A 21,749-nucleotide genomic window follows, 5' to 3' on the forward strand; every position below is an offset into this window, starting at 1 on the left:
ATCAAACGGTTTCGACTGCTTTTTCAGGGGCAGAACTATCCCGTAGGGGGACTGGGGGACGCGAAGTCCCCCAGTCGTTGACAGGAAAGTTAAGCGAAATCAGCTACGCCCGCTTCATCAGATAGGGCAGCAGCGCCCCAGAGGCATGTGGCGTCACCACAACGCCCTTGGCCGACAGGATCGGCTGCACATATTGCAGCAGCGGTATCACCAGCGCATTCTCGGCAATGAACGCATCGACCTTTTTCCAGCCGTCGATGCGCTTTGCCTCGTCCTTTTCGCCCCACAAAGGCCCGATCATGTCGATCAGATCCTTGCCATCCCAGACCGAATGTGGGCTTGGGCCGAACATCGCAAACCCGGTTGAAGTGGTCGGATCGCCTACCGAATTGCCCCAGTTGTAGAAGGCGGCGGGGGCGAGTTGGTCTGCGGCGCGCAGTTCATAGTGCTTGGCGATCTCGTAGACCTCGATCTCGGCCTCAATGCCAACCTTGCGCCACAACCCGACGATGGCTTGGATCATCTCATAGTCTTTGGGTTTGAAGCCCTTGGTGGTTTGAATTTTGAATTTCACGGGATTATCAATGGAATAACCCGAGTCCGCCAACAGTTTCACCGCCAGATCAGGATCGTAGGGTACCTTGATGCTGGCATCATAGGCGTCGTATTGCGGGGTTTCCAGCGTATCAATCGCCACGCCGTAACCCTTGAGCAGACGGTCGATGATGGTCTGTTTGTCGATGGCATGGGCGGCGGCTTTGCGCACATTCGGGTCCAGCATCACCTCGATATCGTTGAGGAAAATCATGCCGATGTCGGAAATTGGTGTTGCGGTTCCGGTCAGCGTGGCCTTCAGGCGGTCATATTCCTCGTATGGCACCTCCAAAGTGACATGGGAATTGCCGGATTCGACCTCGGCCACGCGGGCGGCGGCGTCGGTGACGAATTTGATCGTAACGGTTTCAAATTCCGGCTTGCCGCCCCAGTAATTCGCGTTGGCTTTCAGCCGCACAAAGGCGTCGCGCTCAAATTTCTCCACCATATAGGGGCCAGAGCCGATCGGGGCAGCCTCAAAGCCTTCGGCGCCAACCTTGGTGTAATAGGCTTTCGGCAGCACATAACCGGTCAGGAAATACATCCATTTGAAGATGGTGGGGTCGAATTGCGCGACATCGGCCAGCACTTTGTTGCCCTCAACGCGGTGATTGGTCAGCGTGCCCCAGACAAACTGGATCGGGCTGCCAGTGGCCGGATCGGCGACACGGGCAAGGCTCCACGCCACATCTTCCGCGGTGAGGGGCGAGCCATCATGCCATGTCACGCCGTCGCGGACGGTCATCCAGACTTGGGTTTTGTCGTCATTCCAGCCCCATTCAGTCAGAATGCCGGGGGCTGGTTTCAGATCGGGTTGTTGCAGAATGTATTGGTCAAACACCGACTGATAGATGCCCTGAATCGTCGGATTGACCGCCGAAGGCCCGGTCGTCGGATCCCAGGCGGGCAGGTTGACGTTATAGGCGATCACCAGTTCTGCGATGGCCTGCGCACGAAGCGGCAGGCTGAAGGCCGCAAGCGCGACACTCGCGGCGGAGAGTTGTAAAAGCGCACGACGGTTGAGTTTCATAGCAATTCCCTGAGGTTATGGATGAAGCCGGGGTTATTTCCCGGTCAGTTTTTGGGCGAGAAGATAGCCAGATCCGGCCCCCAGACCCGCACCGGGCCAAACGGCGGCTCCGGTCAGGTGCAGGTTTCGGATCGGAGTGGAGCCGTCCGCAAACCCACGCACCGGGCGGAACAGAAAGTTCTGCGCAAGGTGGTGGCTGCCGCAAATCTGATCGCCGCCGACCAGATTGGGGTTGTCGGATTCAAGTTCGGTCGGCGGTACGATGCGCAGACCGAGGATTTTGGCCCGGGTGCCGGGGGCGTAGGTCTCCAGAATATCCAGCGCGCGTTGGGCGAAGGGTTCGGCGGCCTGCGGCCAATCCGTAGCGCTGATTTCGCCTTTGGCGTCACCTTTGATTGCACCCGGTGCCATGCGGATTTGCAACCAAAGCGTGTGTTTGCCCTCAGGCGCGCGGCTTGGGTCAACGCTGGTGGGTTGGCCGACAACGATAATCGGCTCGTCCGGCAACAGGCCCGCTTTGGCCTGCTGATAGGTGCGCGCCATTTGATCAAGGCTGGGGGAAAGATGCACATAAGCGAATGATTTCAGATCATTGCCAGATTTCCAATCGGGTAAATCGGACAAAGCCAGATGGATCATCATCGTGCCGGGGGCGTGGGTGAAGGCGGTCAGGTTGGCGTCAAAATCGCTGGTGGTCCCGGTCAGACGTGGCAGGGCACGCGGCGCAACATTGGCAATCACGGCGCGGCGGGCGGTGATTTCGCGGCCATCCGCCAGCACGATTCCGGTGGCTTTGCCGTTGGTGTGCAGGATGCGGTTGACAGTTTGGTTGGTTTCAATATGCCCGCCGCGCGCGGTGATCGCGGCAACCAGCGCGCGGATGATCGTATCCGAGCCACCCTTGCCCAAAACCATGCCAAAAGCTTGGCCCGCCATGCCCTCCAAATAGGGAAACAGCGCGCCGCCCGCGACATCGGGGGCGAAATCGAGATGCATGCCCCATGCGCCGAGCATCGCCTGCACTTTGGGCGACTCAAAGGTCTGCGTCAGCCATTGGCGGGGCGATTGCAGCAGGAACCTGGTCATGTCCAGTGTGCCACCAAGGCCTTTGGTGCGGAGTGCTTTGAACACGAAATATGCAAGCGCATGTAATTTCATCCGTGCGCCAAGAAGGCCAAACAGGTGCGGGGCTTCAGACGCGAAACCTTCCGTCAGCCGCGTCCAAGTGGCAGCATCCGCTTGCGACAGCTTTGCAATGCGGGCGCGGGTGGCGGCGGCATCGGTAGAGACGCCGCACCATGTGCCATCGGGGAATACAGAGGAGAAGGGGTTGGCAACAGGCGCAAATTCCAACCCATGTTGCGCCAATTCCGCGCCATAGACCTTCATAAACGGTGATCCGGCAAACAGAGACAGGTTCATCGCCGCCCAGTCATGCTGAAATCCCGGCAGCGTATAGGCGCCGGATTTCACCGCTCCGCCTGCAACTGCAGCCTGTTCAAACACGGCCACTTTCCAGCCGGAAGCGGACAGATGCAGGGCAGAGGCAAGGCTATTATGGCCCGCGCCGATGAAGACCGCGTCGTAGCGTTCGGACATATTTCGCTCCGGTTGACTTAAGGATATTTGCAAATGCATTTAATTCTGTCTAGTCTTATTCCGTAAGGCGGGACAGCCGCCGCAATCAGGGAGATAGCGATGAGTTCAGCTGATGTGTTGGCCGGTCTGGCCGGAATGCTCGCCTCGGGCGGGGTGGAAGTGGTCGATTGCACTGGGGTGCTGGGGCCGAACACGCCGCTGTTGAAGCTGCCGCCCGATTTCGCCAAGGACACGCCCGCGATCGAGATTCACCGGATTTCGGAATACGACGCCGATGGCCCGTTCTGGGCGTGGAACTGGTTGAAGGTTGGTGAACATTCCGGCACGCATTTTGATGCGCCGCACCATTGGATCACCGGCAAGGATTATGCTGACGGTTATACCGACACGTTGCCAGTGCAGCGCTTGGTTGCTCCCGTTAACGTTTTGGATTTCGCGGCGGAATGTGGGGCGAACCCGGATTTCCTGCTGACGATTGAACATGTGAAGGCGTGGGAAGCCAAGCATGGCGCGATTGGCGCGGGCGAATGGGTGGTTTTGCGCTCGGATTGGGACAAGCGCAGCCATGACGAAGCGCTGTTCCTGAACGCCAATGAAACCGGACCACACACGCCGGGGCCAACCGCTGAAGTGATTGAGTATCTGATTTCAAAGGGAATTGTCGGCTGGGGCAGCCAGTGCATCGGCACCGATGCGGGGCAGGCGGGCGGGATGACTCCACCGTTCCCGGCGCATAATCTGCTGCACAAGAACAACTGCTATGGTCTGGCGTCCTTGGCCAATCTGGACCGGCTGCCTGCCAAGGGGGCGATCCTGATTGCGGCACCGCTGAAGATTGAGAACGGCACCGGCTCGCCCATTCGGGCCTTGGCGCTGGTGGCGCGTTAAGCAATGGCCGCCGATCTGGGGAAATTCGATCACGTCATCATCGGCTCGGGCATCAACGGGCTGGTGGCGGCCAGCATGCTGGCGCTGAAGGGCGCGCGCGTGCTGGTGTTGGAGCGGGAAGACCGGATCGGCGGCTGTCTGTTGACCGAGGAAATCACCCTGCCGGGGTTCCGCCATGACGTGATGGCGGCGACCTTTGTGTTGTTCATGACCTCGTCTGCGGGGGCTGCTTTGGGACCGCATCTGGCGCGGCATGGCTTTGAATATTGCCATTCGCCGCATCCAACGGCGGTGCTGCGACCGGATGGGACAGCGCTGGTTTTGACCATGGATGCGGCGAAGAATGTGCGTTCTTTCAATGCCTTGTCGGCAGGAGATGGCGATCAGCATGCGTGGGATGTTGGTGGCATTGCAGCCGATGCGCCGTTCCTGTTCGCGCTGTTGGGTGGGAATCTATGGTCTTGGGCCACAGCGAAACTGCTGTTTGGGCAGGTGAGAAAGCGCGGATTGCGCGGCCTTGCGGCCTGGATGGGGAGTGCTTTGACCCCGGCGCGGGGTTGGTTGCAGAGCAATTATCAAAGCCCGCTGGTGCAGGCGTTGTGGGCGCCTTGGGTGTTACATTGTGGGTTAACGCCAGAGTCCACCTATTCGGCGCAGATGGGTAAAGTGATTGCTTTCGCGCTGGAAGCGGCGGGCGCGCCGATCTTGAAAGGCGGGGCGGGGCAGGCCGCTTGGGCGTTTCGGCGGTTGATTGAGGCGCATGGTGGGGTGATCCGTACGGGCACTGACGTTGAGAAAATCACCACGCACGATGGTCGGGTGACGGGGGTGCGGCTGGCAGGCGGCGAGGCGATTGCTTGCGCGTCTGTGCTGGCTTCGGTCGCGCCGGATCAGCTTTACCGGCGGTTTCTGGATGTGAACCTGCCGGAAGAACAGGCGGCGGTGCGGCAGTTCCGGCATGGGCGTGGCAACTTCCAGTTGCATTATGCACTGGATCGGCATCCTGAATGGTTAACGGCTGGCTTGGATGATGTGGCGCTGATCCATCTGGCGGATGGTGTGGATTCGGTATCGAAATCCGCCAATGAGGCCGAGCGCGGGATGCTGCCCGCCACCCCCACGATTTGCGTAGGGCAACCGCATCGATTGGATCCAAGCCGCTGTCCTGAAGGCAAGGCAATCTTGTGGTTGCAGATCCCCGATGCGCCACGCGTGATCAAGGGCGACGCAAGCGGTGAGATTGCAGCGCAGGATTGGGAGGGCGCGCGGGAAGCGTTTGCGGACAGGATTGAAGTGATTTTATCACGCCATATCAAAGATTTCGACAAGATCAAACTGGCGCGGAAAGCCTATTCCCCCGCTGATTTGGAGCGGATGAATTGCAACCTTGTCGGCGGCGACCCCTATGGCGGGGCGTGCAGCATTGATCAGTTTTTCATCTGGCGACCGTTTGCCCATTCGACGAATGGCACAGGCCCGGTGCGCGGGTTGATCCATATTGGTGCCTCGACCCATCCGGGGCCGGGCTTGGGTGGTGGCTCGGGATTTAACGCGGCAAAGAGGTTGGGCGCATGAACGATGAAACCCCCGCAGTGCCGCGTTTGGGTGAGATTGGCTTAACTAATTTCGCCCCCTATCTGATGAACCGCATCATGGGGCGCTACAACGCCAGCTTGCGCGATGAGATGGCCGATCTGGGGCTTTCCACGCCGAAGATGCGCGCGCTGGCGGTGCTTTCGGTGGTTGAAGGCCCGCTGATCCGGGAACTCGCAATCTATACGGTGGTTGATCCTTCCACCCTCAGCCGCAGTTTGGACCAGTTGCAGGCCGATGGGCTGATCCGGCGCGAGGTTGACAGCGCCGACAGCCGCGCGGTGCGGGTGTTTGTCACCGAGACCGGGCGCAGCACATTTGAGTCGCTCTGGCCGCATATGGCGAAGGCGCAGGCGCGGATGTTCAGGGGAATCCCCGAGGCTGAACGGCAGGCCTTCACCGCTACCCTTCAGAAAATGCTGACAAATATCAGAAAGCACGAGATTTAGATGGCAGAGCGTTCGTTCAAAGCCGAAGTCGAAGACCTGCGTTTGGGCGCGGGCGAAACCTTCACCGGCGAGGGGATTTTGGCGCTGACCAAGGCGCTTTTGGAAAACGGCGTCGCCTATGTCGGCGGCTATCAGGGCGCGCCGATCTCGCATCTGATGGATGTTTTGGCCGATGCGCAGGATTTGTTGGGTGAACTCGGCGTGCGGTTTGAAGCCAATGCCAATGAAGCGGCGGCGGCGGCGATGCTGGCGGCGTCGGTGCATTATCCGATGCGCGGCGCGGTGACGTTCAAGGGTTCGGTCGGGGTGAATGTGGCCTCGGATGCTTTGGCGAATTTGGCGTCATCGGGTGTGACCGGCGGCGCTTTGGTGATTGTCGGCGAGGATTACGGCGAGGGCTCCAGCATTATGCAGGAGCGCACCCATGCTTTTGCGATGAAATCACAGTTTTGGCTGCTGGATCCGCGCCCGAACCTGCCCAGCATAGTGCAGGCGGTTTCCGACGGGTTTGAGCTGTCAGAAGTCAGCAATACGCCTGTCATGTTGATGGTCCGTATCCGGTCGTGCCACGTCACCGGATCGTTTCAAACCCGCGACAACCAGCGCCCGAAGCTGACGGTAAAAGACGCCTTGTCGAACCCACGCAGCGATTTCGCGCGGGTGGTTTTGCCGCCGATGTCTTTCGCGCATGAGCAGGATAAGGTGAAAAACCGCTGGCCTGCGGCGGAGAAATTCATCCGTGAGCGGGGGCTGAATGAGGTGTTTGGTCCGAAATCCGACTTTGGCATCGTGGTGCAGGGCGGGATGTATAACGGGCTGATTCGGGCGTTGCAGCGGCTTGGCTTGGCGGATATTTACGGCGACAGCCAAGTGCCGATCTATGTGCTGAACGTGACTTACCCATTGATTTCCGGGGAGTTTCTGGAATTCTGTGCTGGCAAGGATAATGTGTTGGTGATCGAGGAGGGCCAGCCGGAGTTTATCGAAACCCAGCTGGGAAGCTTCCTCTATCGGGCGGAATCGGCGGTGAAATTGCACGGTAAAGGGCTGTTTCCTCTGGCCGGGGAATACACGGGCGCTGTGATGCTGGAGGCGGTGACGGGCTTTCTGAAAACTGCCGCCCCCGCGATGCTGGCAGCAGTCGTGCGCGCCCCAAATATCGACCGTCCCGCGATTCCTGACCTGTCAAAAACCGTGCCGATCCGTCCGCCGGGGTTCTGCACCGGTTGCCCGGAACGCCCGATCTTCTCGGCGATGAAGCTGGTGGAAAAGGAACTCGGCAAGCACCAGATTGCTGCCGATATTGGCTGCCATTTGTTCGCGAGCCTGCCACCGTTTGAGATTGGCGGGGCGACGATGGGCTATGGTCTTGGCCCTGCGGCGAATGCGGCCTTTGATGGCGGTGGCGAGCGGCGTCCGATTGCGATCATCGGCGACGGCGGGTTTTGGCACAACGGATTGAGCTCGTCGTTTACCAATATGGCGTTCAATAAATCCGATGGCGTGGCGATTGTGGTCGACAATTTCTACTCGGCGGCGACGGGCGGGCAGGATGTTATGTCCAGCCGCGCGGACAATGCGACCAAGGCGACGAAGAACCCGATTTCCAAGGCTTTGGCCGGTATCGGGATTGAGTGGGTGCGCCAGATTGACCACACTTATGACGTCAAAAAGATGCGCGATACGATCCGCGAGGCGCTGACCACAGATGCGCCGGGGCCGAAGGTGATCGTGGCCTCAAGCGAGTGTATGCTGAACAAACAGCGCCGCGAAAAGCCGCTGCGGGCGGCGGCGATCAAATCAGGCCGACGGGTGGAAAGCCCACGTTTTGGCATTGATGAGGCGGTTTGCACTGGCGATCACGCCTGTATCCGGCTGTCGGGCTGCCCGTCTTTGTCCTTGAAAAAGCTCGATGATCCGCTGCGTGATGATCCGGTGGCCTCGATTGACCAATCCTGCGTCGGCTGTGGCAACTGCGGTGAAGTGGCCGATGCGGCGGTACTGTGCCCCAGCTTTTATCGCGCCGATGTTGTGCATAATCCAAGCGCGTTTGAGCGGCGTTTGGCCGGATTTCGCGGCAGGATGATCGGCTGGCTGCAACGGCGACGCGATGCGAAACGCTTGGTATTCGGGGGGGCGGCATGAGTTTGCATCAGGCGATTCCAGCGGGCGGCAAGGGTATGGACGGCGTGATCAAACTCGCCCTTTTGGCGGTGGGCGGGCAGGGCGGCGGCGTACTGACGGGCTGGATCGAGGCGGTGGCGCGGGCAAATGGCTATGTCTGTCAGGCGACTTCGGTGGCTGGGGTGGCGCAGCGGACGGGCGCTACGGTTTACTATGTTGAGATGGCCCCCACTGGCCCGCGCGCGCCAGTGTTCTCGCTGATGCCAGCGGCGGGCGATGTCGATATCATGGTGACGGCCGAGATGATGGAGGCTGGCCGCTCGATCCTGCGCGGCTTTGTGACACCGGATCGCACCACTCTGATCACCTCGACGCATCGGGCCTTGGCGGTTTCGGAAAAGATGGTGCCGGGGGATGGCATTGCGTCGTCTGAAGAGGTGATTGCGGCGGCGGAAGTGGCGGCGCGCAGGTTTATCGCTGCGGATTTCGATGCATTGGCGATCGCGCAGGGCTCGGTGATTTCGGCGAGCCTGTTTGGCGCGCTGGCAGGGGCCGAGGTGCTGCCGTTCGCGCGTGAAGCGTTTGAGGCGGCGATCAAATCGGGGGGTAAGGGGGCCGAGGCGTCTTTGCGGGCGTTTGCGGCCGGCTATGCGGCGGCGCAGGGGCCGATTGCGATGCCGGTTGTTGCGGTGGCGATTGCGGCGGCTCCGATCGGGTCGGCGCGGTTGCTGGCGGCGTGGCAGGCACTGGTGGATCGGGCGGGGCGGATGCCAGAATCGGTTGCCGAGATGGCGGTTTTGGGCTTGCGCAAAGTCGTGGAGTTTCAGGATCTCCCCTATGGCGCGGTCTACTTGGATCGGGTGGAGGCGGTACTGGCGCGGGACAGAAGCCCGTTTGAACTCTCAAAGCAGGCGGCGAAGTATATCGCCAATGCAATGGCCTATGATGATGTGATCCGGGTCGCTGACCTCAAAACTCGCGCCGGGCGGGCGGAGCGGATTGCGCTTGAGATGGGGGCGAAGGCTGGCAATGTGGTGCAGCTGACCGAGTTTCTGCATCCTCGGGCCGAGGAGATTGTCGGGCTGTTCCCGGTGAAGCTTGGGGCGAAACTGGAGGCCAGCCCAGTTTGGATGGCGCGGTTGGACCGTTGGTTCAACAAGGGGCGCCGGATGCGGACGGATAGTCTGCGGGCCTATCTGATGCTGTATGTTTTGGGCGGGATGAAACGGCGGCGGTTGGGGTCGCTGCGGTACGCGCAGGAAGTGGCGCATCTGGAGCACTGGTTGGCGGTGGCTTTGGGGTATTTGCCTGTGAATTATGATCTCGCGGTCGAGGTGATCCGGTGTCGGCGGCTGGTGAAGGGCTATTCGGACACCCATGCGCGCGGGCTTTCCAAGTTTGATCGGGTGCTGGATGGTATCGCTTTGGTGGCGGGCAGACCCGATGCGGCGGATTGGGCGCGGCGGTTGCGGGAGGCGGCTTTGATGGATGAAGAGGGCAAGGCTTTGGACGGGGCTTTGGAGACGGTTCGGAGCTTTGTTTAAGGCGGTCCCAACTCGGGACCCTATTTAATTTATTAATTACAATGTGTTGATGGTGTGCGGTAAAGGGATTCTTAACCTTTGGGCGGCCGAAAGCTAGGGAGCCTCCGGCGGGAGTATTTTGAAAAGAGCAACTGATGGGGGCAGTCCCTTGGAATTGCTCTTTCCGAAATACTGCCGCCGGAGGCTTCTGATTTTAAGGCGGCCAAGCACGCTCTCAGAATGAAATCATTTTTCAGCGTGAAGGAATCTCGTGGCTTTCGGTGATTCTCTTGCTTGACTCCGGCATGGCATATGCGGTGCTCGCTGCGCTGCGGCTGGAAAATGCTGCGGATGCGCCCGCTGTCGCCGCGTTCAAGCTTCTTTGATTTCGCAACAGGTTAGCTTCACGGATCGCCCAAAATATCGGCAAAAACATCCCTCAAACTTCGCATTTTACATATAGTAATACTTTTGCTAGCTTTGTCTCAGGCCGGTGAGGGAAGACACCTGCCACAAAATCCTAGGGAGGGATCATGTCCATTATCAAAAAACTCGCGCTGGCCGCGGGTGCCAGTGCCCTATTGTCTTCGGCGGCCTATGCCGACCTGTCGGGCAAAGTGATCGGCTTTTCGCAGATTGGCTCGGAATCGGGCTGGCGGGCGGCGGAGACGTCGGTGACCAAATCCGAGGCTGAAAAGCTGGGGATTGATCTGAAATTCGCCGATGCGCAGCAGAAACAAGAGAACCAAATCAAGGCGATCCGGGGCTTTATCGCGCAGGGTGTTGCGGCGATTCTGGTGGCTCCGGTGGTCTCAACCGGCTGGGAAGAAGTGCTGACCGAGGCGAAGGAAGCCAATATTCCGGTCATCCTGCTCGACCGTGGTATTGATGCGCCGCAGGATCTGTATCTGACCTCGGTGGCGTCGGATCAGGTTAAGGAAGGTCATGTGGCGGGCGATTGGCTGGTGAAAACCGTCGCCGACAAAGACTGTAAAATCGTGGAACTTCAAGGCACTGTCGGCTCATCGCCTGCGATCAACCGCAAAAAAGGCTTCGAAGATGCGCTGGCGGGCCATGCGAACCTTTCGATCATCCGCAGCCAAACTGGCGATTTCACCCGCGCCAAAGGCAAGGAAGTGATGGAAGGATTCCTGAAAGCCGAAGACGGCGGCAAGGGCATCTGCGCGGTTTATGCGCATAACGACGATATGGCGGTTGGGGCGATTCAGGCGATCAAAGACGCGGGCCTGAAGCCGGGGACCGATATTCTGGTGGTGTCGATCGACGGCGTGCCGGATATTTTCCAAGCGTTTGTGGCGGGCGAAGCCAATGCGACGGTCGAGCTGACGCCGAACATGGCGGGCCCGGCGTTTGCGGCGCTGGACGCTTATCTGACTGCGGGCACCGTGCCCGAGAAGTTCATCATCACCGAGTCGAAGCTGTATACGCCTGCGGATGATGCGCAGGGCGAGTACGACCGCCGCAAGGGTCTGGGCTATTAAGCTGACGTAAGCTGACAGCGTCGGCCGGAGCGATCTGGCCGGCGTTGCTTTATCTGGGCTTTCGCGCAGAGTGGGGAGCAGGGTTTTGGGGAGCAGGGCTATGGTCGAGGGCGTGGAGCCAGTCGTGCAAGCGCGCGGTATTGTCAAGATTTTCGGCCAGCATCGGGCTTTGGACGGCGTTGATTTTGCTGTGCGCCCAGGTGAGGTTCATGCGTTGCTGGGTGAGAATGGCGCCGGAAAATCCACGCTTATCAAGATCTTGACCGGGGCCTATCAGCCGGATGGCGGCGAGGTTTTGCTGGAAGGCGCGCCTGTGCGGTTCTCGGACCCGCTGGATGCGCAGCGCCATGGCATCGGTACAGTATACCAAGAAGTGAACCTGTTGCCGAACAGATCTGTCGCTGAAAATCTTTTTCTCGGCCATCAGCCGACGCGGTTTGGCATCGTGCAGCGTAAGGTGATTGAGGCGCGGGCGCGGGATTTGCTGGCGGGTTACGGTTTGGAAATCGACGTGAAGGCGGAACTCGGCAGCTATTCGGTGGCGGTGCAGCAAATCGTGGCGATTGCGCGGGCGGTGGAGCTTTCTGGCAAGGTTTTGGTGCTGGATGAGCCGACCGCGAGCCTTGATCGCAACGAGGTCGCCAAGATGTTTGAGGTGGTGGGGCGGCTGAAGGCGCGCGGGCTTGGCATTATCTTCATCACGCATTTTCTCGATCAGGTGTTTGAGATTGCCGACCGGGTGACGATCCTGCGCAACGGCAAGCTGATCGGCACCAAAGTGCTGTCTGAGGTGACGGCGACGGATGTGGTGCGGATGATGCTGGGCAAGGATCTGGCGTTTGATCATGGCGGTGTCGGCGTGGCGGAAGCTATGCAAGGTCCGGTGCGGGTGGAGTTTAAGTCTTTGGGGCGGCAGGGAAAAGTGGCTCCTTTTAGCCTGGCTTTGCATGAGGGCGAGGTTGTTGGGGTGGCGGGATTGTTGGGGTCTGGCCGTACTGAGATGGCGCGGTTGATGTTTGGGGTGGACCCGGCGGATGGCGGCGAGATTTCGGTGGGCGGGCGGGTTGTGAATATCCGCAACCCGGCGCAAGCGGTGGCGGCGGGGTTCGGGTTTTGCCCGGAGGACCGCAAGCTGGATGGAATTTTCGGCGATTTGTCGGTGCGCGAGAATATCATTATCGCGTTGCAGGCGAAATTGGGCTGGTTCCGGGCGCTGAACCGCGATGAGCAGATCGAGATTGCCGGCAATTATGCCGAGGCGTTGGATATTCGGGCGGCAAACCATGAGATGCCGGTGAAGCTTTTGTCGGGAGGCAATCAGCAGAAAGTGATCCTTGCGCGCTGGCTGGCGATTGACCCGAACTTCCTGATATTGGACGAACCGACGCGGGGGATCGACGTGGGAGCCCATGCCGAAATTGTGCGCACGATCAATCGGTTGCGCGAAGAAGGGTTGGCTTTGCTGGTGATCTCATCCGAGTTGGACGAGGTGGTGGCCTATTCCAACCGCATCGTGGTGATGCGGGACCGCGAGATGGTGGCGGAACTCAGCGGCGCCGATATTGCGCCCTCGGTGATTGTGGCGGCGATTGCGGATAATCCTGGAGCCAAAGTTACGGCGGAGGTGGGGGCATGAGGCGGATCGACTGGCGGGGCGCGCTGCTGCGGCCGCAATTTATGGCGCTGGCGGCGGTGTTGCTGATCAACTGGCTGCTGTTTCCGGGGTTTTTCGACATCACTTTGCAGGATGGCCGGCTGTTTGGCAGCGTGATTGACGTGCTGAACCGCGGCGCTCCGGTGGCGATTTTGGCGATTGGCATGACGGCGGTGATCGCGACCAAGGGGGTTGATCTATCGGTTGGCGCGGTGATGGCGATTGCAGGCGCAGTGGCGGCGGTGCTGGTGACGGGCGGATCGTCGGCGGTGGTGGCGGTTGCGGCGGCGCTGGCGGTGGGGCTTCTGTGCGGGCTGTGGAACGGGATTTTGGTGACCTATCTCGAAATCCAACCGATCATCGCGACGCTGGTGTTGATGGTGGCGGGGCGCGGATTGGCGCAGCTGGTGACGGAAGGGTCGATCGTGACATTCTCCGATCCGGTGCTGATTTTCATCGGCACGGGGTCGCTGTTCGGGATGCCGATGCCGATTGTGATCGCTGCGGTTTTGGCGATTGGGGCGACGCTGATCGTGCGCAAAACCGCGTTGGGATTGTTGATTGAGGCGGTGGGAGTGAACCGCTCGGCTGCCAGATTTTCGGGCATTTCCAGTGGCTTGCTGCTGGTGGTGGTCTATACGTTTGCCGGGTTTTGTGCGGCCACTTCGGGGCTGATCGTGGCGGGGGATATTCGCGGCGCGGATGCCAATAACGCCGGGTTGTGGCTGGAGTTGGATGCTATTTTGGCTGTGGTGATCGGCGGCACCTCGCTGCTGGGGGGGCGGTTTTCGATCCCGATGTCGGTGGTGGGGGCCTTGATCATTCAGGCGATGAACACCGGGATTTTGATTTCGGGCTTCTCGCCAGAGTTCAATCTGGTGGTGAAATCCGGGGTGATCATTCTGATTTTGGTGTTGCAAGCGCCGATGACCAGCCAATGGCTGCGCAAGCGCATGTCGGAAGGGAAAGCCCAATGAACCGCGCTTTACGGCCTTTGGTGGCGACGACGGCGATCTTTGCGCTGGCCTATCTTGCCGCCGTTATCCAGTTTCCGGCGATGCTGTCGACGCGGGTTCTCGGTAATTTCCTGACCGACAATGCGTTTCTGGGCATCGCGGCGGTGGGGATGACCTTTGTGATCATCTCGGGCGGGATTGACCTTTCGGTTGGGGCGGTGATCGGCTTTACCACGGTGTTGAATGCGGTTTTGATCATGTGGCTGGGGCTGCATCCACTGTTTGCCTTTGCGATTTCGCTGACGGTGGCGGCGGGGTTTGGTGCGGTGATGGGGGCGGCTATTCATTATCTGAAGGTGCCAAGCTTCATCGTCACGCTGGCGGGCATGTTTCTGGCGCGCGGTGGCGCATCCGTGCTTTCCCCCGATAGCATTGGCATCAAGCATGAGCTTTATACAACAATTTCAAAAAGCTACATTCTGATGCCGGGCGGCGGTCGGCTTACGGTTATCGGCATGATCATGCTGCTGGTGTTCGTATTCGGCATCATTTTGGCGCATCGCACGCGGTTTGGCTCGTATGTCTATGCGCTTGGTGGGTCGGAGGTTTCGGCAGGATTGATGGGTGTTCCGGTCGCGCGCACCACGATCTTGATCTACACCTTGTCGGCGACTTTGGCGGGGCTCGCGGGGATTGTGTTCTCGCTTTACACCTCGGCGGGCTATTCGCTGTCGGCTTTGGGGGTGGAGTTGGACGCCATCGCGGCGGTGGTGATTGGTGGCACCTTGCTGACCGGGGGCTACGGATTCATCGCGGGCACGTTTATCGGGGTGATGCTGCAAGGCTTGGTGCAAACCTACATCGTGTTTGACGGCAGCCTGTCGAGTTGGTGGACCAAAATCGTCATCGGCGGCTTGCTTTTCCTGTTCATTTTGTTGCAAAGGCTGGTGTTCTCGGCGGCATCTCCGCGCAGGAAAGTGTTTTGGAAAACCTAGCATGAGCGAACCCGGCAGCCTTGTCCGCGCGCTGTCCGGGCGGCAGGTGGCGCGCAATTTCCATTCTTATGTGATCAGCGAAGTCGGCATCGGCATCGCCTCGGGGCGGCTTGCGGTGGGCTCAATCCTGCCGAATGATGCCGAAATGATGGACACCTACAACGTCTCGCGCACGGTTTTGCGTGAGGCGCTCAAGACGCTGGAGGCCAAGGGGCTGGTCGAGGCGCGCGCCAAAGTGGGCACAAGGGTGCTGCCACGCAGCCGCTGGAATCTCTATGATCGTCAAGTGCTTGGCTGGATTCAAGAGGCGGGACCGGGGTTGGTTTTTCTACAATCCTACGTCGAGTTGCGCGAGATGATTGAGATGCAAACCGCGCGATTGGCGGCGCAGAGGCGCTCTGCCGAGCAGGTGCGGATGCTTTTGTACTGGCTGAACCAGCGCAGCATGACGGCGGCCTTGGCCGAGCCTTTCGCGCTGGCGGAGTTTGAATTTCACCGGATGCTTTGTGAGGCGAGCCAGAATCCGTTTCTGCGCGCGGCCTCGGCTTTGGTGGAATTCGGAGTGGTGCAGGCGATTGCACCGCAGCTGCGCGCGGGGCTTGCGGATTTCGCTGTCGCCAAAGCGTCCATGTATCAGGCTTTGGCCGATGCGGTGGGGCATGGTGAGGCTGACGCGGCTGGGGCGGCGATGGCTGATATTCTGGCGGTGGACCGGGTTTGGATTTTAGGGGCTTGAAGAATGGATGCGGAGGTTTTCATAATCAGCGATGGGGCGGATTGTTCAGCGGTTTTAAGCTCTTATGGGGCAAGGCTGATGCAGTTGTGGGTTCCTGGGCGGGGCGGCGCTTTGGCTGACATTGTGCTGGGGCATGATGATGTGCAGGGCTATCTCGACCATCCGGGGACGTATTTTGGCGCGACCTGCGGGCGCTATGCTAACCGGATTGCGGGCGGGCGGTTTGCGTGGGCGGGCGGCGTGGTGCAGCTCGACTGCAACGAGGGCGTTAACCATTTGCACGGCGGCGCGCTTGGGTTTGATAAGCGGGCGTGGGAGGTGCTGCGGGCGGATGCGCGGGGCGTGACGTTTGGACTACATTCGCCTGATGGTGAGATGGGGTTTCCGGGCGCTTTGGAGGTTGAGGTGCGGTACGAGTTTACCGCGCCGGGGCGGTTGCAGATTGTGATGCTGGCGTGGGCGGCGGCGGATACCGTGGTTAATCTGGTCAACCACGCCTATTTCAACATGGCGGGGCAGGGCAGTGGGGCGGCGGATGGCCAGCTGTTGCAGATCGGCGCGGATTGGTATTTGCCCGTCGATGCTGCGTTGCTGCCGTTGGGTGCGCCTGTCGACGTGGCGGGAACACCGTTTGATTTCAGAGAGTTACGAGCGATTGGCGTGGATGTGCCTGCGGGTGGGTTTGATCACAACTTTTGTCTGAAGGACGGGGCGGGGCCCGCGGTGGTGGCGGTTGATCCGGTGTCGGGGCGGGGGATGCGGTTGTTTACCAATCAGCCGGGCGTGCAGCTTTACACTGGATCTTATCTGCCGGAGGGGCTGCCGGGCAAAGTGGGTGCTGCTTATGGCGCGCGGGCCGGGTTTACGTTGGAGACGCAAGTTTGGCCGGATAGCCCGAACCATGCCGCGTATCCCTCGGCCGTGGTGAAGGCCGGAGGGGTTTATCGGCATGAGATGGCGTTTGAATTCTTCGTGGCCGATTAGGGCTTTTGCAAGTGATACGCCGCGTTGGCGTTAAGCATTTCCCACGCGCCCGTCGTGCCATCCGGCCAGATCACCCGGACCTCGGCCTGCGCCAGATCGCCTAGACCGAAATGACTGGGGCCGAGATTGCCGCCGGCTTGACCGCCACCGATGGTGATTTCACGGCGCTGGATATGGTCGGGCATCTTCACCTCGACCCAAGCGCCGATGGCATCGGTGTTGGGGGCAGTTTGAGTGAGCGTCAAATCAAGCCAGTGGTTGGGGGATTTGGTGGTGTTGCGCCAGATTTGCGCAGGCTCGCGGCGGTTAACCACGACCAGATCGACCAGGCCATCGGCGTTCAGATCGGCGAGGGCGGCACCGCGCGACAGGCCGGTTGCAGCGACGCCCGCGCGGTCACCGGATTCTTCAAACGTGCCATCGGCGCGTTGTAGCAGCAGGTTGTTGGGATCCTTTAGAGCGAAATCCGGCATCGCATCGACGTTGCCTTTGGCGATAAACAGGTCGGCGAGGCCGTCATTGTTGAGGTCTTCAAACTGGGCGTGCCAGCCAGTGGAGGGGTTGAGATCGCCTCCGGTATAGGGGCGTTGCGCGATGGCGTGTTTGGGATAGGCCACGTCTTTAAAGGTGGCTTTGGGGGCGCCGTCGGATGGGATTTCTGTCAATGTTTGCAGCTTGTTATCGGCCATTGAGGTGACGAAATACTCTGGGTATCCGTCGAAGTTCAGATCGTAGCTGGCGAGCCCCATGCCCCAGATGCGCAGGCGTTTCCAACCTTCTTTCTCGGTGTAAAGCGCGGGTTCCTTGCCGGGGTCGATGTGCCAGAGTTGCTCTTGCCCGCCTTTGTAATATTCGCGGTCGTTGGCGATGCGCAAGCTGGGGGTGCCGGAGCGGTTCCAGTCGGAGAACAGCATCGACAGGGCGCAGAAGCTGGGTTTGAGCGGGGTGGGCGGGGCGAATTTTTGGCTGTCGGGGCGGTGCAGCCAGTTGTCGGTGCAGGAGCCCCAAGGGAACATGTCTTGGGTGACGTCGATGTAGTTACCGATGGCCAAGGTGGGCCAGGATTGGTCTTTTTCCCAAGTGGCGGCGAAGGCGGCGGACCAGGCTTTGCCGCCATCGAAGCCCCAAGCCTCATTCGCGCGTTCAAATTTGCAGTTGCCGAGGCCCTTCATCACTTCGTTTTCGCCTTGGCGCAGCAGGACGATGTCGGGGATGGTGTCGCTGTCGATGTCGATGGGATAGGCACCGAGGACGCTCGTGCGCTCTAAACCGCTTGGGGTTTCGGTAAAGCTAAGATCGCCGCCGTTTTCGCTTTGGTTGACGAACAGTTTCGCCGGATTGGTGCCGCCTGCGATGATCAGATCGGGGCGGGAGTCGGCGTTGCAGTCGAAGGTTGAGACGCCGCCGCCGACCATATATTCCCAATCGCCTGCGTAGATATGATTGACGCCTGCGGTGGCGGTTTGTTCGGTGAAGCTGGGGACCAAAGGTGCGGGTGGTGGCGGTGGGGTGGTTTCGGCGTAAGCCGCGAGGGGCAGCAGCGTGAGGGCGAGGCTGGCGATTTTCATGGATCAGGCCAATGTTTTCAAGGCGTTGATGAAACCGCCGACTTCGACGCCCTGGCGCAGGCCGTTCTCGTTTGCAGCGCGGAAATGGATGCCGCCGTAGAGGCGGGAGATTGCGGCCTCGGCGGCAGCGCTTTGGAAATCGGCGAAATGGCGCGGTTTGATGCCGTCATCGGCGTGGGTGGCATCGTCAAACGCGAAGTTCTCACCGAACACCGCTGTCAGCACCACGGCGGCGGCACCCGATTGGGTGGAATGGCCCGAGGGATATTCGGCGAAGGGCGGGGTAATCAGCAAAGGCTCCCATGTTTTATCAATCACCCGCTTGATATAGGTGACCGGGCGGATGCGGTTGTAGTGGATTTTGTCGGCCCAGCAGGCGATGAAAGCGTCGTTCACCACCATGCCGACACGGGCCAAAGCGTCGGCGGCGTGCAGGGCATCGGGGCTGTCGCGGTGCAGGATTTGCAGGGTGATCGAGATCCAATGGCCGGGCGGGGTGGGCGACAGCATCGGGTCATCCGACCAGAACCGCGCGATGGCTTTCTGCTCATCAGTCAGGGTTTTCGAGGTGTCGTAGACCTCCATCGCCTCTTTGTAGAACTCGGAAGTGGGGTCTTCGGAATAGGCGGGGGGATCGCCTGCGGTGCAGGGCGCGTCAGCGGGCATCGCGAAGGGGCGATTTTTGCCCCATTCGGGCAGCAAGGGGGCTTGCTGCTGGACGATCACGTTGGTCGGCACCCAGAACTCCGGGCCTTTTTGCAGCGTCCATTGCATCGGGAAGCCCATGTTTTTTACATCATGGCCGCCGTCGGATGTGCTGTAGTCTTCAATATGTTGCGCGACGGCAAGGCCATAGGCGGCGGAACGGGCGGCCACATCCTCGGCCACGCCTTCGTGCAGTTTTGCGCCCAGCTTGTCGCGCATCGCAGCCATGGCGCGCTGGCCTGTGGGGCCGGTGTTGCCGAAGAAGGTCTCGACAGCCTCGGACATCACAGCGTGCAGAACGAGGGATTCGTCGTAGCTGCCTGCGGGGCGTGGGGGCAGGGCGGTGAGGCCGTTGATCTGGCCCGCTAGGCTGGTGGCCCCGCTGGCCGAGGCGAGGGATTCGTAGGCCGCGACACCTAGATAACCAAAGGCGCGGGCGGCGACGGGGGGGGTATAGGTGGCGGTGTGGCGGACCAGTTCCAGCACCAGTTTGTACCATGTCAGCAGGGTATCGCTTGGGCTGGTAGCCGCGTGCAAGGGCAAAGCCGGAAGGGCGAAAACGGCCCCGGTCAGGGCGAGGAAATGACGGCGCTGCATGGGGGCTCCTGATCGGGGATCGTGATAGAGAAAGGGCGCGAGGTTGCCCCCGCGCCCGAAGTTTCAGACAGCTTGCGGCGGTTTTTTGCCCATGATGATCATGCCAAGGATGTCTTCGTCGGTGACTTCATTGACGTTCACCGTGCCGACGCGATGGCCGTTTTTCATCACCACGGCGCGGTCGCACAGATCCATCACGGCGTGAATGTCGTGCTCGATCAAGAAGATGCCAAGGCCTTGTTTTTTCAGCTCTTGGATCAGCTCGGCAACCATCTGGGTTTCTTGCGGGCCCAAAGCGGCGGTGGGTTCATCCATGATCAGGATTTTAGCGTTGAAATAAACCGCGCGGGCGATGGCGACGGATTGGCGTTGGCCACCCGACAGGGCGCTGACTGGCACGTTGAACTTGCGGAAGTTCGGGTTCAGCCGCGCCATGATCTTGCGGGTTTCAGCCTCCATCGCGCTGTCGTCGAGGAAGCCGCCAGCGCCAACAATTTCGCGACCTAGAAACAGGTTCGAGGCGGCGTTGAGGTTATCGGCCAGCGCAAGGGTTTGGTAGATCGTCTCGATGTTATACTCGCGGGCGTCGCGGGGGTTGTTGACGTCGACCTTGGTGCCGTTGATGTAGATCTCGCCCGCGTCGGCTTTGTAGGCGCCGGAAAGGCATTTGATCAGCGTGGATTTGCCCGCGCCGTTATGGCCCAGAAGGCCGACGACTTCACCGGGATGCAGATCAATCGAGACATGATCGACAGCCTTGATGCCGCCGAAGGCGATGGAAATGTCGCGCATCTCGACCAGAGGTGTGCCTGTGTTTGCCATGGTGTCACCCCTCACTTGGTTTTCTTGCGATACAGATTGTCGAGATAGACGGCGAGAACCAGCGCCACGCCGACGGCGATCATCCGGTAAGATCCATCGCCATAACCGATCAGCACCATGCCGGTTTGCAAAGATTGCATCACCAAAGCGCCGATGATCGCGCCGTAGATGGTGCCGACACCGCCCGCGAGCGAGGTGCCGCCGACGACCGCCGAGGCGATGACGTACAATTCATCCAGCGTGCCCAAGGCGTTGGTCGCGGCGTTGAGGCGGGCCGAGGCGACGACAGCGGCAAGACCCGAGAGCAGGCCCATCAGCGAGAAGATCTTCAGCGTCATCCATTTGGTGTTGATGCCGGACAAAGCTGCGGCCTCGGGATTGCCACCGATGGCGAAGACGTAGCGGCCAAAGCGGGTGCGGGTCATCAGGATGGTCATCAGGATGCCGACGACGATCAGGATCAGCACCGGGATCGCAAAGCCGGTGGAGATTTGCAGACCGCCTTCGGGGACAACCACGTCGGGGTTGGCTTTGACATAGGCGTCAACGATGCCTTTCGGCCAAGTGTAGGCGTTGACCACCAGAACAGCGCCAATCAGCACGCCGCAGCCGAGGATGGTGAGGACGCCTTCGGCCCACATCGGGCGCTGCGGGAAGCCGTGTTTGGTGCGCGTTTTGCGGCCGGCTTGGATGATCCAGAGTACGGCGATGCAGCCGAGGATGCCGACGATCCAGCTGCCAACCGCGCCGACGGAGCCACTCGGGCCACCGCCGAGCAGGGCGAAGGTGGTGTCGACCGGTGCGATGGTTTTGCCGTCAGCAGTCAGGAAGGCAGCACCGCGCCAGACCAACATGCCACCCAAGGTGACGATGAACGAGGGGATCGCGCGGTAGGCGATCAGCCAGCCGTGAAAGGCACCAATCGCAGCACCCAGAACGATGCCGATCAGGGCGGTGATGATCCAGATCACTGGGCTGCCAAGACCGACAAGCGGCGGAAGGAAGTTGACCTGCACGATGCCCATCACCATGCCGGTGACGCCGACAATGGAACCGACCGAGAGGTCAATGTTGCGGGTGATGATCACCAGCACCATCCCCGTCGCCATGATCCCGGTCATCGAGGTTTGCACCGACAGGTTCCACAGGTTGCGCGGGGTGATGAACAGGCCCGCGCCCATGTTCAGGCCGTTGCCGCTTAGAAGGCCCGCAATAATCGGATAAAAGTGAAACGCGGACCAGATCAGCAGCAGTGCGCCGACCATGCCAAGCATCCGGGTGTCAAGTTCGGTGTCGCGGATAAAACGCGCGATGGGGCCAAGTTTGGCATCGCTGCCCTGTGGGGCGTGGGTGGGGGTGTCTGTCATATCCTCGTCCGGCTTGTGAGAGGGGGGGCGACGCGGGCTGCCAAATCTGGCTTTGACCCTATG

At 60.3% G+C, this 21,749-nt stretch carries 17 protein-coding genes; 11 read left to right on the plus strand and 6 right to left on the minus strand.

The features are described 5' to 3' along the window. Positions 1-103: 103 nt before the first annotated feature. Both ACS5RD_RS12560 and ACS5RD_RS12565 read right to left on the minus strand, forming a co-directional pair. Positions 104-1,624: an ABC transporter substrate-binding protein gene (locus ACS5RD_RS12560; RefSeq protein WP_054008701.1), complete on the minus strand. Its 1,521-nt coding sequence runs from the start codon at positions 1,622-1,624 to the stop codon at positions 104-106. Between the two features lie 33 nt (positions 1,625-1,657). After that, positions 1,658-3,223: a phytoene desaturase family protein gene (locus ACS5RD_RS12565; RefSeq protein WP_489927710.1), complete on the minus strand. Its 1,566-nt coding sequence runs from the start codon at positions 3,221-3,223 to the stop codon at positions 1,658-1,660. A gap of 99 nt (positions 3,224-3,322) precedes the next feature. On the opposite strand from ACS5RD_RS12565, the gene ACS5RD_RS12570 reads away from it, so the two are divergent. The 11 genes from ACS5RD_RS12570 (at position 3,323) to ACS5RD_RS12620 (ending at position 16,627) form a co-directional block, all read left to right on the plus strand. Beyond that, positions 3,323-4,111: a cyclase family protein gene (locus ACS5RD_RS12570; protein WP_054008703.1), complete on the plus strand. Its 789-nt coding sequence runs from the start codon at positions 3,323-3,325 to the stop codon at positions 4,109-4,111. Between the two features lie 3 nt (positions 4,112-4,114). Next, entirely contained in the window at positions 4,115-5,686 is a 1,572-nt protein-coding gene (locus tag ACS5RD_RS12575; RefSeq protein ID WP_489927711.1) for a phytoene desaturase family protein, read from the plus strand. Beyond that, positions 5,683-6,153 carry a MarR family winged helix-turn-helix transcriptional regulator gene (locus ACS5RD_RS12580; RefSeq protein WP_489927712.1) on the plus strand — a complete coding sequence of 157 codons (471 nt, stop codon included), beginning with the start codon at positions 5,683-5,685 and terminating at the stop codon, positions 6,151-6,153. Before ACS5RD_RS12575 ends, ACS5RD_RS12580 begins: the two co-directional genes overlap by 4 nt. Continuing rightward, a complete protein-coding gene (locus ACS5RD_RS12585; RefSeq protein ID WP_489927713.1) occupies positions 6,154-8,298 on the plus strand; it encodes a thiamine pyrophosphate-dependent enzyme in 2,145 nt (714 codons plus the stop codon). Then, the gene (locus ACS5RD_RS12590; protein ID WP_489927714.1) at positions 8,295-9,821 is read left to right on the plus strand and encodes an indolepyruvate oxidoreductase subunit beta family protein; all 1,527 of its coding nucleotides are present in this window, start codon (positions 8,295-8,297) and stop codon (positions 9,819-9,821) included. The genes ACS5RD_RS12585 and ACS5RD_RS12590 overlap by 4 nt, the downstream gene beginning before the upstream one ends. 512 nt (positions 9,822-10,333) lie before the next feature. After that, positions 10,334-11,302, plus strand: a complete 969-nt coding sequence (gene ytfQ / locus ACS5RD_RS12595) for a galactofuranose ABC transporter, galactofuranose-binding protein YtfQ (protein ID WP_489927715.1) — start codon at positions 10,334-10,336, stop codon at positions 11,300-11,302. Positions 11,303-11,402: 100 nt separating this feature from the next. Next, a complete protein-coding gene (locus ACS5RD_RS12600; protein WP_489927716.1) occupies positions 11,403-12,938 on the plus strand; it encodes a sugar ABC transporter ATP-binding protein in 1,536 nt (511 codons plus the stop codon). Then, positions 12,935-13,933 carry an ABC transporter permease gene (locus tag ACS5RD_RS12605; RefSeq protein ID WP_489927717.1) on the plus strand — a complete coding sequence of 333 codons (999 nt, stop codon included), beginning with the start codon at positions 12,935-12,937 and terminating at the stop codon, positions 13,931-13,933. The genes ACS5RD_RS12600 and ACS5RD_RS12605 overlap by 4 nt, the downstream gene beginning before the upstream one ends. Then, the gene (gene yjfF / locus ACS5RD_RS12610; RefSeq protein WP_489927718.1) at positions 13,930-14,907 is read left to right on the plus strand and encodes a galactofuranose ABC transporter, permease protein YjfF; all 978 of its coding nucleotides are present in this window, start codon (positions 13,930-13,932) and stop codon (positions 14,905-14,907) included. Before ACS5RD_RS12605 ends, yjfF begins: the two co-directional genes overlap by 4 nt. A gap of 1 nt (position 14,908) precedes the next feature. Then, entirely contained in the window at positions 14,909-15,643 is a 735-nt protein-coding gene (locus ACS5RD_RS12615; protein ID WP_489927719.1) for a FadR/GntR family transcriptional regulator, read from the plus strand. A gap of 3 nt (positions 15,644-15,646) precedes the next feature. Further along, a complete protein-coding gene (locus tag ACS5RD_RS12620) occupies positions 15,647-16,627 on the plus strand; it encodes an aldose epimerase family protein (RefSeq protein ID WP_489927720.1) in 981 nt (326 codons plus the stop codon). On the opposite strand, the gene ACS5RD_RS12625 is transcribed toward ACS5RD_RS12620, so the two are convergent. The 4 genes from ACS5RD_RS12625 to ACS5RD_RS12640 form a co-directional block, all read right to left on the minus strand. Beyond that, positions 16,624-18,195 (minus strand): CRTAC1 family protein, encoded by a 1,572-nt coding sequence (locus ACS5RD_RS12625; protein ID WP_489927721.1) that lies wholly within the window; start codon positions 18,193-18,195, stop codon positions 16,624-16,626. The two genes, ACS5RD_RS12620 and ACS5RD_RS12625, sit on opposite strands and share 4 nt — an antisense overlap. A gap of 3 nt (positions 18,196-18,198) precedes the next feature. Continuing rightward, positions 18,199-19,497 (minus strand): vanadium-dependent haloperoxidase, encoded by a 1,299-nt coding sequence (locus ACS5RD_RS12630; protein ID WP_489927722.1) that lies wholly within the window; start codon positions 19,495-19,497, stop codon positions 18,199-18,201. Positions 19,498-19,560: 63 nt separating this feature from the next. Then, positions 19,561-20,319, minus strand: coding sequence for an ATP-binding cassette domain-containing protein (locus tag ACS5RD_RS12635; RefSeq protein WP_489927723.1), 759 nt, complete (start codon positions 20,317-20,319; stop codon positions 19,561-19,563). An 11-nt stretch (positions 20,320-20,330) separates the two neighbouring features. Beyond that, positions 20,331-21,686, minus strand: a complete 1,356-nt coding sequence (locus tag ACS5RD_RS12640) for a sugar ABC transporter permease (RefSeq protein WP_489927724.1) — start codon at positions 21,684-21,686, stop codon at positions 20,331-20,333. Positions 21,687-21,749: the final 63 nt, after the last annotated feature.

The sequence above is a fragment of the Cypionkella sp. PAMC25878 genome (assembly GCF_058135695.1).

What these genes read in the sequence shown, in the direction of transcription:
- ACS5RD_RS12575 (WP_489927711.1), top strand. Translation starts at nt 4,115, where the DNA reads ATGGCCGCCGATCTGGGGAAATTCGATCACGTCATCATCGGCTCGGGC.
- ACS5RD_RS12560 (WP_054008701.1), bottom strand. Translation starts at nt 1,624, where the DNA reads ATGAAACTCAACCGTCGTGCGCTTTTACAACTCTCCGCCGCGAGTGTC.
- ACS5RD_RS12640 (WP_489927724.1), bottom strand. Translation starts at nt 21,686, where the DNA reads ATGACAGACACCCCCACCCACGCCCCACAGGGCAGCGATGCCAAACTT.
- ytfQ (WP_489927715.1), top strand. Translation starts at nt 10,334, where the DNA reads ATGTCCATTATCAAAAAACTCGCGCTGGCCGCGGGTGCCAGTGCCCTA.
- ACS5RD_RS12590 (WP_489927714.1), top strand. Translation starts at nt 8,295, where the DNA reads ATGAGTTTGCATCAGGCGATTCCAGCGGGCGGCAAGGGTATGGACGGC.
- ACS5RD_RS12630 (WP_489927722.1), bottom strand. Translation starts at nt 19,497, where the DNA reads ATGCAGCGCCGTCATTTCCTCGCCCTGACCGGGGCCGTTTTCGCCCTT.
- ACS5RD_RS12600 (WP_489927716.1), top strand. Translation starts at nt 11,403, where the DNA reads ATGGTCGAGGGCGTGGAGCCAGTCGTGCAAGCGCGCGGTATTGTCAAG.
- ACS5RD_RS12615 (WP_489927719.1), top strand. Translation starts at nt 14,909, where the DNA reads ATGAGCGAACCCGGCAGCCTTGTCCGCGCGCTGTCCGGGCGGCAGGTG.
- ACS5RD_RS12620 (WP_489927720.1), top strand. Translation starts at nt 15,647, where the DNA reads ATGGATGCGGAGGTTTTCATAATCAGCGATGGGGCGGATTGTTCAGCG.
- ACS5RD_RS12605 (WP_489927717.1), top strand. Translation starts at nt 12,935, where the DNA reads ATGAGGCGGATCGACTGGCGGGGCGCGCTGCTGCGGCCGCAATTTATG.
- ACS5RD_RS12580 (WP_489927712.1), top strand. Translation starts at nt 5,683, where the DNA reads ATGAACGATGAAACCCCCGCAGTGCCGCGTTTGGGTGAGATTGGCTTA.
- ACS5RD_RS12585 (WP_489927713.1), top strand. Translation starts at nt 6,154, where the DNA reads ATGGCAGAGCGTTCGTTCAAAGCCGAAGTCGAAGACCTGCGTTTGGGC.
- ACS5RD_RS12625 (WP_489927721.1), bottom strand. Translation starts at nt 18,195, where the DNA reads ATGAAAATCGCCAGCCTCGCCCTCACGCTGCTGCCCCTCGCGGCTTAC.
- ACS5RD_RS12570 (WP_054008703.1), top strand. Translation starts at nt 3,323, where the DNA reads ATGAGTTCAGCTGATGTGTTGGCCGGTCTGGCCGGAATGCTCGCCTCG.
- ACS5RD_RS12565 (WP_489927710.1), bottom strand. Translation starts at nt 3,223, where the DNA reads ATGTCCGAACGCTACGACGCGGTCTTCATCGGCGCGGGCCATAATAGC.
- yjfF (WP_489927718.1), top strand. Translation starts at nt 13,930, where the DNA reads ATGAACCGCGCTTTACGGCCTTTGGTGGCGACGACGGCGATCTTTGCG.
- ACS5RD_RS12635 (WP_489927723.1), bottom strand. Translation starts at nt 20,319, where the DNA reads ATGGCAAACACAGGCACACCTCTGGTCGAGATGCGCGACATTTCCATC.